Below are 14,536 nucleotides of genomic sequence, written 5' to 3'. Positions count from 1 at the left end.
ATCCGGTTTATAGTCAGTTATGTTCCTGAAGATTCATTACATTGCTTCTGCGTTGCAATTTGAATCAACTCATATAAATTGCCTAAATATAAATCACTCAATTGCGAATAGCGTCACACTATTTTGATAAATTTGCTGGGCAATTTCATCTGACGGTTCTTGGCGCAACTCACACAATACTGAGAAAATCTGTGCAACTCTTTCTGGTCGATTTGGCTGCCCCTGCAACCCCGACAATGGCATATCAGGTGCATCTGTTTCCAATACCAAAGATGACAAAGGCAATTGTGAAATGGTGTTACGTGTTTTTTGTGCCCTATCGTAGGTAATTGTTCCCCCAACACCAATGTAAAACCCCAGGCGAATAAAGGCTTGGGCTTGGGACAAACTACCTGAAAAACCATGAACAACCCCTGTTCGTGGTAACTTGTGCTTTCTCAAGATTGCAGCCAATTGATCATGGCTTTTTCTGGAATGAAGTATTACGGGTAAGTCATGTTGTTTAGCGAGTTTTAGCTGCGCTTCTAACATATTTTTCTGCTTTTCAAACTGCGGCTCAGGCATATAAAGGTCAAGGCCAATTTCACCTACTGCTACACATTTAGCACCTTTTTCCTGTAGCTTCTGATCCAACTCATCCAGGTGAACCGCCTGATGTTCAGCAACATAGAGTGGATGTAAACCAAATGCAGCATAGATTGGGGGATAATCATCAGCCAACGCCGCAACTCTCTGGAAGTTCATTTGACTTATCGTGGGAACGATAATTTTTCCCACACCCATTTGTCTGGCTTGGTTCAGGCTCTCTATTTCATCCCCCGCAAAAGGGAAAAAATCAAAATGACAATGTGTATCAATAAACATCTATTTGTCCAAGTTATCCATCATGCTCATCTCTGTCGTTTGCACATTTTCCATCACATCAGATGCTGGAGGTTCCACTATCGGGCAATGATTGACACTGTTCAGGAAATGATTTCTCCGAAAATGATTATGATTAATACCATCAGAATTTAATCTCGTACGGCATACCCCATAACTCTTACGTTCTGCATATCCAAATTTTCCTTCAACAAAAGTATGCCCAATCGTTGCCATAAAATATCGTCCACAACGCCGTCCCAAATGATAATCCTGATTTAGTGCACTGAGCCTACTTCCTAATGCCATTGTAGCCAATGGTGCTGGTGGATAGATTTCGAAGATTTGTACACCATCCGGTGGATTTTCGATAAATTTCTGTGTTTGGCGATAACTCTGTGCATGAAGGTTGATCATCTTGACCATTTTCTGCAGGCTACTAACCTCTAACCAGCGCTCCATGCGCTTGAACCACTGAGGCGTATAATAAAGTTGTGAAGGAACTGTCCGAATTACGACGATAGTATCCGCTCCGCGGCGATAAGCTTCTTGCACTGGAATCGCATCACAAATGCCACCATCTTGATAAACCACATCACTAAGAGTAACACCATTACGATAAAATCCCGGAATGGCGCTCGAGGCTTTGACAATATCCATCCAATTTCGCTCATTAGGATGCAGATAATCCGGCTCAAAATTATCAGCGCGGCAAGCGCACATATAGAATTCACGCCCAGCATCAAACTGACTCATTGCAACCGGAATATTGAGTGGCAACTGCTCAGATATAGTATCAATATACCAATCCAGATCGATTAAATGCCCACCGCGAACAAAACGGAATGGATTAAAGAAGGTTGAATCTGTTGTATAACGGCTGATCACTTTACGTGCATAACCACGCTGACCACAAATATAGGCAGAAAGGTTCTGAGCTCCCGCCGATGTCCCAAGGAACAACTCAAACGGATTAAAACCAAGACGGAGGAATTCATCCAAAACGCCAGCGGTAAAAATCCCCCTTTGACCACCTCCTTCACAAACAAGCGCAATTTTTCCTGGCTTTATCTGTGACTTATAAGCTAAGGGTTCTATATTACCCAACGTTATTGGAATATGCTTTCCCACACTTCCTCCTCTAAAAGTCAACGACAGCATCAAGACTAACCCACACGCTGAATATCTATCAGTATATTGTTATTCAAACAACTTATTTGTAAAACTTCCGTTACATCATAAAAAAATAGAATGCTGATACACTCAATAGATTTCAAGTTGCAAAGTGGCGGAAAGGAATACAACGACGAATAGCATTCTCTATTAGATAATCTACTAATTGAGCAGGATTTTATTGAGGGAGAAAGAGGTAAAAAGAGTGGCTTATTACTAGCCACCCTTTTAATGATGCCAGTTATTTTTTAACTACCAGAGCGTACCGCACAGACTTAACGCCTTTTACACTCTTAACCAGAGCAACTACTCTAGTTTTCTGAGGTTGGCTTTTAACAAAGCCTGCAATATAAACAATGCCTTTTTCTGTTTTCACTAAAATGTCACTAATGTTTATATTCTTTTGTAGACGCAATTTATCTTTTACTGCGGTAGTAATCTTAGTGTCGTTAAAAGAGTTACCTGCATTCTGCACAGGACTAGTAACTTTTGCCCCTGAGTTATTTAGCGGTTTATCAATTTTCTTCGCCGTTCCTTGCGATGATTGTGTATTTCCTGAAAAGAGATTATTTGCAAAAGCACTACTACTGACCAGTACTGAGCCTAAAACGACAGCCACTAGTGAGTGTGCAATTCGAGACTTATTCATACTACCACCTTTACTTAACATGAGATAATACCTTCAATAAAGAGTACATTATTTAGACAATCACAGTATGCCAGTATATCAATTAGACAGCTGAGACCGACTTATATTACAGAAAGCAACATCAACACTTACTAAACAAGGATATTATTCTTAAAATTAATATAAAGTCAGAATAAAATAATAAGTAAAACAATAACTAACAGAATCATTGGTATGGTCTACTGATGAGGTGTTGTTTGAGTTGAGTAGTGTTCAAGGCAGCAGGAGTACAAATTGAGGGTTTGGTAAACGATCTGATTGGCCAAATTGGGGAAAATAATCACAACATTTTTCATGGTGAAAAACAAACCCCGTTATTATTTTAAACGGGGTTTGTCAGCGATCTGAACCAACAGGATTGTTGGCCCTGAAAAGAATATCAGTGTTCCCGTGTCTTACGGAAAGCAACATCAGGATAGCGTTCACTGGTCAAGTTTAAATTGACCATTGTTGGCGCAATGTAAGTTAAGTTATCACCACCATCAAAAGCCAAGTTCTGCTCATTTTTACGCTTGAACTCTTCCAGTTTCTTCGCATCGCTGCACTCTACCCAGCGGGCCGTGGAAACGTTAACTGGCTCATACAGCGCTTCAACGTTGTATTCACTTTTCAAACGAGCGACAACAACATCAAACTGGAGTACACCTACTGCCCCTACGATCAGATCGTTATTGGAAAGAGGGCGGAATACCTGTACAGCACCTTCTTCTGACAATTGCACCAGACCTTTCAGCAATTGCTTTTGTTTCAACGGATCACGCAGACGAATACGGCGGAATAATTCAGGTGCGAAGTTAGGAATACCAGTAAACTTCAGCTCTTCACCTTGGGTAAAAGTATCCCCAATCTGAATGGTGCCATGATTGTGCAGGCCGATAATATCCCCTGGGTAAGCGTGCTCAACATGAGAACGATCTCCCGCCATAAAAGTCAGTGCATCAGAAATGACGACATCTTTCTTAATGCGGACTTGGCGCAGTTTCATACCCTTTTCATATTTACCGGAAACAACCCGCAAAAATGCTACGCGGTCACGGTGTTTCGGGTCCATATTGGCCTGAATTTTGAAAACAAAGCCTGTGAATTTCTCTTCACTGGAAATCACTTCACGCGCATCAGTCTGACGAGGCATTGGAGTCGGAGCCCATTTAACAAGACCATCCAGCATGTGATCAACACCAAAGTTACCCAATGCAGTGCCGAAAAAGACAGGTGTCAGTTCGCCCTGCAAAAAAGCTTCCTGATCAAATTCATGGGAGGCCCCTTTGACGAGTTCCAGCTCTTCACGTAATTGGTTCGCCAGCTCTTCACCCACTGCCGCATCTAGTTCAGGATTATCCAACCCTTTGATAGCACGAACTTCCTGAATGGTATGCCCTTGACCAGACTGATACAGGTAAATTTCATCAAAATAGAGATGATAGACACCTTTGAAAGATTTGCCACAGCCGATTGGCCATGTAATCGGGCTACAAGCAATTTTCAGTTCATTTTCTACTTCATCCATCAGCTCCATCGGATCACGAATATCACGGTCGAGCTTGTTCATGAATGTCAGGATCGGCGTATCACGCAGACGAGTAACCTCCATCAACTTACGAGTACGATCTTCAACCCCTTTCGCAGCATCAATGACCATCAAACAGCAGTCAACAGCCGTCAAAGTACGATAGGTATCTTCAGAGAAGTCTTCATGCCCAGGGGTATCCAGTAAGTTAACCAGACAATCACCATAAGGAAACTGCATTACGGAAGTGGTAATGGAGATGCCACGCTGTTTTTCCATTTCCATCCAGTCAGATTTAGCGTGCTGGTTAGAGCCTCGGCCTTTTACCGTCCCCGCTTTCTGGATCGCCTGTCCAAACAGCAATACTTTTTCAGTAATAGTTGTTTTACCCGCATCAGGGTGAGAAATTATTGCAAAAGTGCGCCGTTTCGCGACTTCTTGCAGAAATGGAGAATTTGACATCAATTGGTATCTTCTAGTCTGTGCACGGATTGATACCATTTGGAAGCGCCTCTTGTTGGCGCTTCACTTTTCAATCCGTCATGTTAATCGTGATTGGCGGTTATTTTCGCTGAACTTGGACTTATAAACAACCAATGATATTCAAGATAGAGCATAAGCCAATCATTAATTCATTCAGTTGAAATTTGATAATGTTGCATACTACTTCACAACAATTTTCATAAACATCCTTCACCCACCAAACAACGGCAATGCCATAATAATGGCATCTTCTTTCCCTGTTTCAGTCGGGTAATAATTCTTGCGGATGGAAACTTCATTGAAGCCTATATCTTCATATAAACGAATGGCAGATTGATTCGAGCGCCGTACCTCAAGCCACAGCGTGTTGATCTGTTTTTCAGGCAATATATTAATGAGATACATCAGCAATGCCCTGCCATGTCCACACGATTGATGTTCAGGATGAATAGCAATATTAAATAGTGTGGCTTCATCCATGACATATTGTGTTATCGCAAAACCGATAATCTGGTTATTCTGCGTTATCTTATAGTTGATATAACGTTCTCCCTGATTAGAGTAAAAGGTTTTTTCACTCCACGGAAACGCATGGCTGGCCTGCTCTACTTGAAATGCGGCTGGAAGATCAACGAGAGTTAATAGAGAAATATTCTTCATAATGGTAAATTTGTTGCCAAAGAGCGCGTTTTGCATTCCCATCAAGAGATAAGTCATTTAATGCCGAGCTTCTCAAAGAAATCCCTTGTATTGATAAGGTAATATCAACCCCTAACAGCCAGCACGGGCAGTGGATTGATTCTGAAAGTAGCTCAACATCTTTTGTCGTGATGCAATATACCGATGAGGCATCAATCCCCATGGCTGTAAAAATATCAGCAAACAATGAATGACTTAAGTCAATTTGATCATAACTAATGATCAATAGACGGGTTGAATCAGGGATGAGGACAGATAATTCACCTTGCAAGGTCATTGGGCTACGCAAAACCCATTGGGTGATCCCCAGTTGGGAGAGTAATCTGTCACGCTTCGTCATCGTGTTTTATTCCATCTGCCATAAAAAATAACAGGTAATATATTATCAGAGGGCTTATCTCTACGCCAACCAGCATGGCATTCAGTTCTGCACGCTGATACTTATACTTGGATAAAGATTTATAGGAGCTATACATAGATGTCAGTATTAACCCCGGCCAGCGAAGTTATCCTGCGTCATTATGAGCAATTCCGCTCTCATCATCTACTCTTTGCCGGTGATCTTCAGGACAATCTGGCAACAGAAATTGAAGCGGCAAGTGTGCGTGTGCATACTAGCCAATATCACCATTGGCAATCCCTGATCCGTCAGCTTGGTGATAATGCCTGGTTTGGCCTTTTAGCGGACAGCACATTTATCAAAGAATGTGACACACTGATTTATTATTGGCCAAAAAGCAAGCAGGAAGCACGTTTCCAACTACGCAATCTGTTCTCCATCCTGTCTCCCGGAACGGATATTTTTATCGTGGGTGAGAACCGTAGTGGTGTACGCAGTGTTGATAAATTAATGGAAGGTATTGCTACTTTCCACAAAATTGATACAGCACGTCGTTGCAGTCTGTTTTATGGTCAATTGAAAAATCAGGTTCAGTTTGATCAAAACAATTGGTGGAACAGCTATCAGGTGGGAGATGTCACGGTCAATACGCTGCCCGGTGTATTCAGCCAAGATGATTTGGATGTCGGCAGTCGTCTGTTGCTTTCCACTTTTGATGCCCCTATCTCTGGCAGCCTGTTGGATGTTGCTTGTGGTGCTGGGGTATTAGCAACCGTATTGGGTAAAAAGAACCCTGATCTGTCCCTGACACTAAGCGATGTCAATGCTGCTGCCATCACATCCAGCAAGGCAACACTGAAAGCCAATAAGCTGGAAGGCAATGTGGTCACCAGTAATGTGTATTCAGCCATTGATGAAAAATTCAACTGGATTATTTCTAATCCACCATTCCATGATGGCTTGAAAACTAACTTGGTTGCTGCCGATGATATAATTCGCATGGCACCAAATTATCTTAAATCCGGTGGTAAATTGCGGATCGTCGCAAACGCTTTCTTACCTTATCCTGACCTGCTGGATAATACCTTCGGTAACCATGAAGTCATTGCGCAAACAGGTAAATTCAAAGTATACCAAGCGACGAAGAAATAACTCAGGCATTAAATGCATCCCTGTTTTGCCTGCTCCAGTTTAATGGGCAGGCAATTTCTATTTTTCAGCATATTATCTCTGCCTTCCCCAAGCATATTGACATGCCGATTTTTGCGCCAATCACACGTTTTCTCACCAAATAATGATTGACGCCAGCCATAAAATCTCTAGAATGCGCCTCCATGCTATCCGTTTAAGTGATAGTGTCTGATATATGCGAGGGTGGCGGAATTGGTAGACGCGCTAGCTTCAGGTGTTAGTGTTCTTACGGACGTGGGGGTTCAAGTCCCCCCCTTCGCACCAAATCAGATAACTATTAGTTAAAAAAACCGGTTAAGCAAATAAGATAAATGGCAGTACCTGCGAGGGTGGCGGAATTGGTAGACGCGCTAGCTTCAGGTGTTAGTGTCCTTACGGACGTGGGGGTTCAAGTCCCCCCCTTCGCACCACTGTTTCATTTTTCTTCCCTTTCTTATCTTGTGCTTTTCCTTCTTATAGTTTCCTCAATCTTATTTGATCCTTCTTATAATTTACTTGCTGATTTTGCCGCTTATTCAAAGCATCAAGTCCCTTTCGAAATCAGGAAGAAGGACGCGGGATAAAAATCTCCCGCGCTGTTAATCAAGGATTGATGGTATAGATCAAATGAATATCGTCAGGTTCTCGCTGATAAAGTTCAGCATCAGGCTGATCAATCAGTAAACATCCCATATGCCAGTAGAAATTCACGGCATTTTCTGACGGTATTGATGAGATATATAACCCTTTCGCTCCTTTTGCTTTGGCAAAATCAATGCAGCAATGGAATAGCTGTTTTCCCAAGCCTGAACCGCGATATGCCTTGCTAATATGCAAAAAAGACAATTGAAGCAGGTCACTGTTTTCCCCGCGCCAGTGAGGATCAACACTGGCAGCAGCGATCAATGTGTCATTTTCGTTCTCTGCGAAAGCGCCCATAAAGAGCGCCCCACGATCATAGCTATCGAGAAGAATTGGCGTATAAGTTTCCGCTTCACCTTCCGGCCAACCTTTCATGTCAAAGCATTGCGGCATAAGTATTAATTTATCCTGCTTCTGAATATATAAGTTTTCTATTAACTCAGTGCGATCAATCTTCCAGACATCAGGAAGTTCCCAGCGGGACAACTGACGTATTTTCTTCATTTATCACCATTATTATTTCAAGTCCATTGCATCACGTATGGTAAAAAACCGATTCGTTTGATCAGTCAAACCGACAACATTAGCAGCATGTGGGCCATAAGCGGCAACGCGTAGCTGTGTACCGGTATGCTCCTGACTATTCCCTTCCGAATTACCATAATTTACTGTCATAACTGCACCATCTTTCGTAATCAGCGATCGAGTCAAGCCGGGTGATTTGACATCAGGCTCAACGATCTGACTAGAATGCGCATGATCAACAGTCACTATCACAAGAGTGTCACCATGTTCTTTGGCAAATTTAAGACCAACTTGTACGGCTTTATCCAAGGCCACGGTTTCAGCAAGACAGGAAGGGGAAAATGAGCGCTTCAACAGCCAAAGACCGAGCAGCGCTCTACCAATATAAGCCTAAATATAAACTCACTATTCCATCAATAACGCACCATGACCGATTTCAGTTCCGTATAATGTTCAATAAATGCACTGCCAAATTCACGGCCAATCCCTGAAGATTTCCAGCCACCAAACGGAAGCGCAGGATCCAGGAACGTATGCATGTTGATCCAAACAATTCCTGCTTCAATGCGTGAAGTCATACGCATTGCTTTACTCATATTGTTCGTCCATAAACTGGCAGACAATCCAAATGGCGTTGCATTCATCATGCCAATTAACTCGTCCTCATCGTCATAACTGAGGAAAGTACCGATCGGCCCGAATGTCTCTTCTTTCATTAACGTGTCTTCAGCACTATTGGCTTTCACGATCGTGGGCGCGACAAAAAATCCCGGCCCTTCCAGTGCGTAGCCTCCGTAGACAATTTCGCAATCTTCCTGACGCGCTTTTTCAAACAGAGACAGAATTTTGTCATAATGTGCTTTGTTTGCCAGAGGTCCCATTTCCGTTGATTCATCAAGAGGGGAGCCGATTTTCATCACAGATAATCGTTCAGAAAGTAACGTTAAAACATCATCCATGTGGACAGATGGAATATAAAAACGCTCCGCAGCCGCACAGATTTGCCCTTGATACACGTATCCCGCTTCCAATATGCCATCAACGATTTTCTCAACGCTCATATCCGACAGAAACGCCGCTGCGTTTTTGCCCCCAAGCTCCAGTGTTGTGCGCTTCAATCCTTGCTCCAGAGCCGATTTACCCACGCTCATGCCTGTTGGAATTGAGCCAGTAAAAGTAACTTTGGCACATTGAGGATGACTAATCAGAGAAGATCCAATGCGAGCGCCTGAACCATTGACGATATTGATCACACCATCTGGAATTCCTGCTTCTTTTGCCAGTTCAGCCACACGCAGTATGGTTAAAGGAGTATATTCGCTGGGTTTAAGCACAATAGTACAACCACTGGTCAATGCTGCGCCCAATTTCCAAATCGCTATCATGATGGAGAAATTCCACGGAATAATACCGACCACAACGCCAATGGGTTCACGATAAGTAAAGGCGCTATATTTTTCTCCTTTAAGCGATGGCAATGAGACATTCAATGTTTCGCCAGTGATTTTGCTCGACCATCCCGCAAAATAGCGTAAATAATCGGCTGATGCTCCCACTTCCAGCATACGGGATAATTGAATCGGTTTACCAGAACATAAACTTTCCAGTTGCGCCAGCTCCTCACCATTTTTCTGTAATAGATCAGCCAGCCGATTCAGACAATTTCCCCGCTCTATAGGGGAAATTTGTGCCCATGATCCGTGAAAAGCGGCCGATGCCGCCTGCATTGCCTGATTAACTTCGGCCTCTCCTCCCTGATTGACCGTCGCTATCATTTCACCAGAAGCTGGGTTAACGATGGAAAAAGTTTCCTTTTCCTGACCAAGAATAGAGACTCCATTAATATAATGACCGTGAGAACGCTGCAAGAAAGCAGTAACCGACCCCAACAAATTAATTTCACTCATTATCTTTTCCTCTGTCTAGCCGGATACTTACCCGTTTATACAAGCCATGTAATGTTTGACGAAACGCTCACTGGTGATTTCCCACAATACTTCAGTCCCTTTTACCGCAAACCACGAGTCGCCTTTATGATATTCGACCGTAACCCCTGTTTTGACATCAGTCAGTTTCATTGAGCCTTCATGCACCGTTGCCATTTCATCAAAGGAATAGGTCATTTTAAATATGCCCTTGGTACAGGCGAAAATACCACATGTCAGATTATCCGATGGTTTCCCATGGGTCATGGCTACACTCGCCTGTGGATCACCGTCCACCACAACAGAACCAAGATTGGTGACACTGCCAATTGGCATTAATTCAGGAAGTGCTTTATCTAACAATAATGGCTTTATCATGACTTTTACCTTTTAATAGTTACTGTTCAAATAAATAGTTACTGTTCAAAAAAATAATAAAAAGAAAATAGTGACAAAAAAAATCTAAACAGTGATAAAACTAACGACGTCCTTGCCAATAACCTGCAGTTTGGTGCCAGATCTTACCGGCAGAGAGCAATACATTTCTCAATCTGTCTTTCCCGATAATATTGAGGTGTGGAATCGAACTCAGTAGCGAATAACGATCTGAGCCTTCACTCATTCCTTCAGCCAGAATTTTGCAGATAATGTGGCTAGGTGTCACACCAAACCCCGAATACCCTTGAACATAGAACACATTTTTATGATCAGGCAGAGAACCAATTTGCGGAAACAGATTGGCGCTGCAACATAATGGCCCGCCCCATGCCAGTTCTACCTTCACATCTTTCAGGTAAGGGAAAGTTTTGAGCATGAGATTGCGGTTCCATGCTTTTAAATCAGAAGGTATATATTCAATGAAATGTGTCGCGCTGCCATATAGCAAACGATTTTCTTTGGTAACACGGTAGTAATCGATGACAGGGCTAATATCACTGTATGCTCCACGAATCGGACTGATCCTTTCAATCAAATCGTCCGACAGTTCTCCAGTCATCAATTGGAAGGCATAGGTATTGATCGTTTTTCTATAAATAGTCGGTTCGAGTCCATCCAAAAAGGCATTGCATGCCCACAACATCTTATTGGCACGAACTGACCCCATTGATGTGCGAACTGTGACTCTGGGGCCATACTCTACGTTCACAACCTGACTGTTTTCAAAAATTTTGACACCGTATTCAGTGGCAGCCTTGGCTTCTCCCAACAGCAGATTGAGCGAATGAACATGCCCGCCACCCATGTGTTTTAATGCGCTGGTATAGCGGTCCGAACCAATAACTTTCTTAACATCCACACCAGTATAAAGTTCAATTTCTTCATCAGGGGAAGCCGAACGAAATTCCTGCAACCAACTATGCAATGTTTTATCATGTCGCGGATTCCAGCCAAGATATGCATAACCTTGGCAAAAATCAGCCTGAATATCATATTTGGCGATTCGATCACGAATTATCCCTGCACCCAAGCTACTGATTTTAAATATGGTTTCCAAACCTTTTGTACCCGTATGGCGCTTGATCTTATTCAAGTCATGACCAATGCCCGTCATCACTTGACCACCATTACGGCCTGTACCGCCATATCCCAAAGTCCGGCCTTCCAAAATCGCAATATTAGTGATGCCTTTTTCTGCCAGTTCTAATGCCGTATTGATACCAGAAAAACCTCCGCCAATGATAACTACATCAACATCCAAATCTTCTGTCAGCATTGGGAAACGAAGATCGTATTTTTTTGTTGCCGCATAGTATGTTAATGAATCAAGTTGATTATTCATGTTATACCCCATGAGCATCTGCTTATCCCCTGATGGTGTTCAGACGATCACCTTGCTACTCCATTTCTCAGGGAGATTTATCACATTTATTGAATATTGGTTATTCAAGTGTATTAACAAAGCAATAAAGGGTCGAAATATTAACAAATTGATATAAATAACAATTAACGCACTTATTATCTGATATATATATATGAATCATATGTAATTGAAATGCTCAAATCATTTGTTGCCTTCATGTTAATCAAATCACAATTATTAAAATATTTATTAACAAGATGTAACTTTTATATTTTCACTTTGTGATGGATTGGGAGGAATTTTTTCTGTTAGTGAATTATTCTGAGAAAAGATATTTATATATGTACCTAGTAGGTTTCGAGTTATCACTAATAAAACAACGACTTGAAAATAATGGGTATAGTCACTAAAAGGAATAAATATGCTACCCAAGAAAATTATCCTTGACTGCGATCCCGGACATGATGACGCCATTGCTCTCCTGCTTGCCCACGGGAACCCGAATATTGAGCTGTTGGCTGTCACAACCGTTGTTGGCAATCAAACCCTGAATAAAGTAACCCGCAATGCCCTTTGCATTGCACGCATCGCCAATATTCACAATGTTCCTTTCGCAGCAGGATGCCACCGTCCACTTGTTCGTGAGATCAAGACAGCCCCAGACATTCATGGTGAAACTGGCTTAGATGGCCCCATTCTTCCTGAGCCAGCAATGAAACTGGATACTCGCCATGCAGTTGATTTAATTATTGATGTGATTATGGAAAATCCGCCCAAAAGTGTGACTCTGGTTCCAACTGCGGGTTTGACGAACATCGCTATGGCCGCACGCAAAGCACCGCAAATCGTTGAGCGGGTGAAGGAAGTCGTATTGATGGGAGGGGGTTATCATAAAGGAAACAGAAGTGCAGTTGCGGAATTTAATATTGTGATCGATCCAGAAGCCGCACACATTGTTTTTAATGAAAAATGGCCGCTGACGATGGTTGGTTTAGATCTCACTCATCAAGCTCAAGCAACACCTGAAATTATCAAGGCAATCGCTCAAATTAAGACACGTTCCTCGCAATTCGTGTTGGATGCGCTGAAATTTTATGGGGATAGATATCGTGAGCATCAGGGATTTGGTTATCCTCCAGTGCATGATCCCTGTGCTGTAGCTTATGTGATCGATCCTGATGTTATGACGACCCAAAAAGTTCCCGTTAATATTGAGCTAACGGGAGCATTAACAACCGGAATGACAGTGGCAGATTTCCGTTCTCCTCCACCTGAAGATTGCCATACACAAGTTGCTGTCAAATTGGATCACAGCAAGTTCTGGCAATTAGTGATTAATGCCCTGAAAAATATTGGCGAAACTACTTATTGATTTATTAATACTACTTATTTATTAATACCACTTACTGCTTTATTAATTATATTCAATATATTCTTTGGCTGTTGGGTCTATCGCTCGCCTCAATAGTCAAGGAAGTTTCTTCAAATTAACCGGAATCCCATCAATACAGCACCGCATAAGATCAAGAACAATGTGGCATATTGTAATATCTTGTCAGGCAAATGCTTCATCAGATACTTGGCAAAAGGGATCGCCAGCAAAGAACCAACAAACAGCACCAATGCCAGTTTCCAATCCGTATATCCTCCGTACGCATAAGCAAAAGCAGATGAACCGGATAATATCATTGTGACAAACAGGGAAACACCAACCGCTTGTTTGATATTCATTTGCGCATAGCGTAGTAGTAATGGCAATACCACTATGCCACCACCAACTCCCGTCGCTCCAAGCACCAACCCTGCCCCTGTACCGGGCAGTAAAAGAGGCTTAATCAGCCTGGATTGTGGTTGCATTTGGCTCATTTTTAACTGTGGCTGACGTATTCGACGATAAAAAAGATACAGGGAGAATAAGATAGCCAATAAAACCAATAAATTAATTCCCCATTCAAGTTGTACCTGATAATAGCTTACATGACTCAACATCGTTACTCCATAACTGGCCAACACCGTACCGGGTATCATGATCAGCAGAATAATCAAAGATTGACGTAAGGGAATATTGCCCATGCGAAAGTGAATGTAAGAAGATGATATTTTCATCAGCATTGAAAGAAGATTAGCTGTCGCTACAGAAGCCAATGCATCCAATCCGAAAAAATAGCTCAGGATCGGCAAAACCACCACGCCACCACCAACGCCGGTAGTACTGATAATTAAACCAATAATCGCTCCAATCGCAAGCTCAGGGATTAATGACACCATCTTTTTCCCGCTTATATCTAATAAAAGGACATTTTTTCACCAAATCCCAGCAATCATTACTCATAATATGACAAAAACAAATATCATATTCAAAAAAAGAATATGTATCTTAGCTTCGTATTAAAGAGAAATAACAAGGGAAAAATGATTTTTCAGTCGCAGCTTTATTGGCTGCAACTTGAAAGATGGTAGATATAGAGAATATTTAATGGGGAGGATGTATTGTTTCGAAATTGAACAGCTCATTAAGTTCAATCTGTAATCCATTTGCTATTACATAAATAATTTCCAAGGTAGGATTCCTGACACCACGCTCAATGCCACTGACATAGGTTCGATCCAACCCACATTTATCAGCAAAAGCTTCCTGTGACATCCCAGCTTCTCTCCTGAGATACCTAATTCTTTGTCCAAAAAGACATTTGATGCTGTTCGATTTTTTCATCCGATAAGT

At 42.1% G+C, this 14,536-nt stretch carries 14 protein-coding genes, 2 tRNA genes and 1 pseudogene; 4 read left to right on the top strand and 13 right to left on the bottom strand.

Features of this window, described 5'->3' with window-relative positions; genetic code table 11:
- Nucleotides 1-93 precede the first annotated feature (93 nt).
- The 6 genes from PSI23_RS11335 to PSI23_RS11310 form a co-directional block, all read right to left on the bottom strand.
- Nucleotides 94-864: a TatD family hydrolase gene (locus tag PSI23_RS11335; RefSeq protein ID WP_273555188.1), complete on the bottom strand. Its 771-nt coding sequence runs from the start codon at nucleotides 862-864 to the stop codon at nucleotides 94-96.
- Nucleotides 865-1,992 (bottom strand): patatin-like phospholipase family protein, encoded by a 1,128-nt coding sequence (locus tag PSI23_RS11330; protein WP_273555187.1) that lies wholly within the window; start codon nucleotides 1,990-1,992, stop codon nucleotides 865-867.
- 283 nt (nucleotides 1,993-2,275) lie between these two features.
- The gene (locus PSI23_RS11325; protein WP_273555186.1) at nucleotides 2,276-2,683 is read right to left on the bottom strand and encodes a BON domain-containing protein; all 408 of its coding nucleotides are present in this window, start codon (nucleotides 2,681-2,683) and stop codon (nucleotides 2,276-2,278) included.
- 418 nt (nucleotides 2,684-3,101) lie between these two features.
- The gene (gene prfC / locus PSI23_RS11320; protein ID WP_273555216.1) at nucleotides 3,102-4,691 is read right to left on the bottom strand and encodes a peptide chain release factor 3; all 1,590 of its coding nucleotides are present in this window, start codon (nucleotides 4,689-4,691) and stop codon (nucleotides 3,102-3,104) included.
- A gap of 231 nt (nucleotides 4,692-4,922) precedes the next feature.
- Nucleotides 4,923-5,372: a ribosomal protein S18-alanine N-acetyltransferase gene (rimI, locus tag PSI23_RS11315; protein ID WP_273555185.1), complete on the bottom strand. Its 450-nt coding sequence runs from the start codon at nucleotides 5,370-5,372 to the stop codon at nucleotides 4,923-4,925.
- Nucleotides 5,341-5,751: a DNA polymerase III subunit psi gene (locus PSI23_RS11310; protein ID WP_273555184.1), complete on the bottom strand. Its 411-nt coding sequence runs from the start codon at nucleotides 5,749-5,751 to the stop codon at nucleotides 5,341-5,343. Before PSI23_RS11310 ends, rimI begins: the two co-directional genes overlap by 32 nt.
- 138 nt (nucleotides 5,752-5,889) lie before the next feature.
- Between PSI23_RS11310 and rsmC the strand changes: the two genes are divergently transcribed.
- From rsmC to PSI23_RS11295, 3 genes are all read left to right on the top strand, one after another.
- Nucleotides 5,890-6,903, top strand: a complete 1,014-nt coding sequence (rsmC, locus tag PSI23_RS11305; protein ID WP_273555183.1) for a 16S rRNA (guanine(1207)-N(2))-methyltransferase RsmC — start codon at nucleotides 5,890-5,892, stop codon at nucleotides 6,901-6,903.
- A 216-nt stretch (nucleotides 6,904-7,119) separates the two neighbouring features.
- Nucleotides 7,120-7,206 (top strand) — tRNA-Leu (locus PSI23_RS11300).
- Nucleotides 7,207-7,265: 59 nt separating this feature from the next.
- Nucleotides 7,266-7,352: transfer RNA gene (locus PSI23_RS11295), tRNA-Leu, on the top strand.
- Nucleotides 7,353-7,524: 172 nt separating this feature from the next.
- Here PSI23_RS11295 and PSI23_RS11290 read toward each other — a convergent pair.
- From PSI23_RS11290 to PSI23_RS11270, 5 genes and pseudogenes are all read right to left on the bottom strand, one after another.
- A complete protein-coding gene (locus tag PSI23_RS11290) occupies nucleotides 7,525-8,067 on the bottom strand; it encodes a GNAT family N-acetyltransferase (protein WP_273555182.1) in 543 nt (180 codons plus the stop codon).
- 12 nt (nucleotides 8,068-8,079) lie between these two features.
- Nucleotides 8,080-8,415: pseudogene (locus tag PSI23_RS11285) on the bottom strand (alkaline phosphatase); the annotation flags it as partial.
- Between the two features lie 86 nt (nucleotides 8,416-8,501).
- Complete coding sequence (locus PSI23_RS11280; protein WP_273555181.1) at nucleotides 8,502-9,995, bottom strand: aldehyde dehydrogenase family protein; 1,494 nt, start codon at nucleotides 9,993-9,995, stop codon at nucleotides 8,502-8,504.
- A gap of 27 nt (nucleotides 9,996-10,022) precedes the next feature.
- Nucleotides 10,023-10,391: a cupin domain-containing protein gene (locus tag PSI23_RS11275; protein ID WP_273555180.1), complete on the bottom strand. Its 369-nt coding sequence runs from the start codon at nucleotides 10,389-10,391 to the stop codon at nucleotides 10,023-10,025.
- A gap of 100 nt (nucleotides 10,392-10,491) precedes the next feature.
- Nucleotides 10,492-11,793: an NAD(P)/FAD-dependent oxidoreductase gene (locus tag PSI23_RS11270; protein WP_273555179.1), complete on the bottom strand. Its 1,302-nt coding sequence runs from the start codon at nucleotides 11,791-11,793 to the stop codon at nucleotides 10,492-10,494.
- Nucleotides 11,794-12,235: 442 nt separating this feature from the next.
- Here PSI23_RS11270 and uriH point away from each other — a divergent pair, with 442 nt between their 5' ends.
- Nucleotides 12,236-13,186: a uridine-preferring nucleoside hydrolase UriH gene (gene uriH / locus PSI23_RS11265; protein WP_273555178.1), complete on the top strand. Its 951-nt coding sequence runs from the start codon at nucleotides 12,236-12,238 to the stop codon at nucleotides 13,184-13,186.
- 110 nt (nucleotides 13,187-13,296) lie between these two features.
- Here the strand turns inward: uriH and PSI23_RS11260 are convergent, their stop codons facing one another.
- Complete coding sequence (locus PSI23_RS11260) at nucleotides 13,297-14,079, bottom strand: sulfite exporter TauE/SafE family protein (protein ID WP_373567319.1); 783 nt, start codon at nucleotides 14,077-14,079, stop codon at nucleotides 13,297-13,299.
- A gap of 208 nt (nucleotides 14,080-14,287) precedes the next feature.
- Nucleotides 14,288-14,527, bottom strand: coding sequence for a helix-turn-helix domain-containing protein (locus PSI23_RS11255; RefSeq protein ID WP_273555176.1), 240 nt, complete (start codon nucleotides 14,525-14,527; stop codon nucleotides 14,288-14,290).
- Nucleotides 14,528-14,536 lie beyond the last annotated feature (9 nt).

The sequence above is a fragment of the Xenorhabdus yunnanensis genome, from assembly GCF_028598805.1.
GTDB classification, from domain to species: domain Bacteria; phylum Pseudomonadota; class Gammaproteobacteria; order Enterobacterales; family Enterobacteriaceae; genus Xenorhabdus; species Xenorhabdus yunnanensis.
This window is presented reverse-complemented; position numbering and strand designations above follow the sequence as displayed.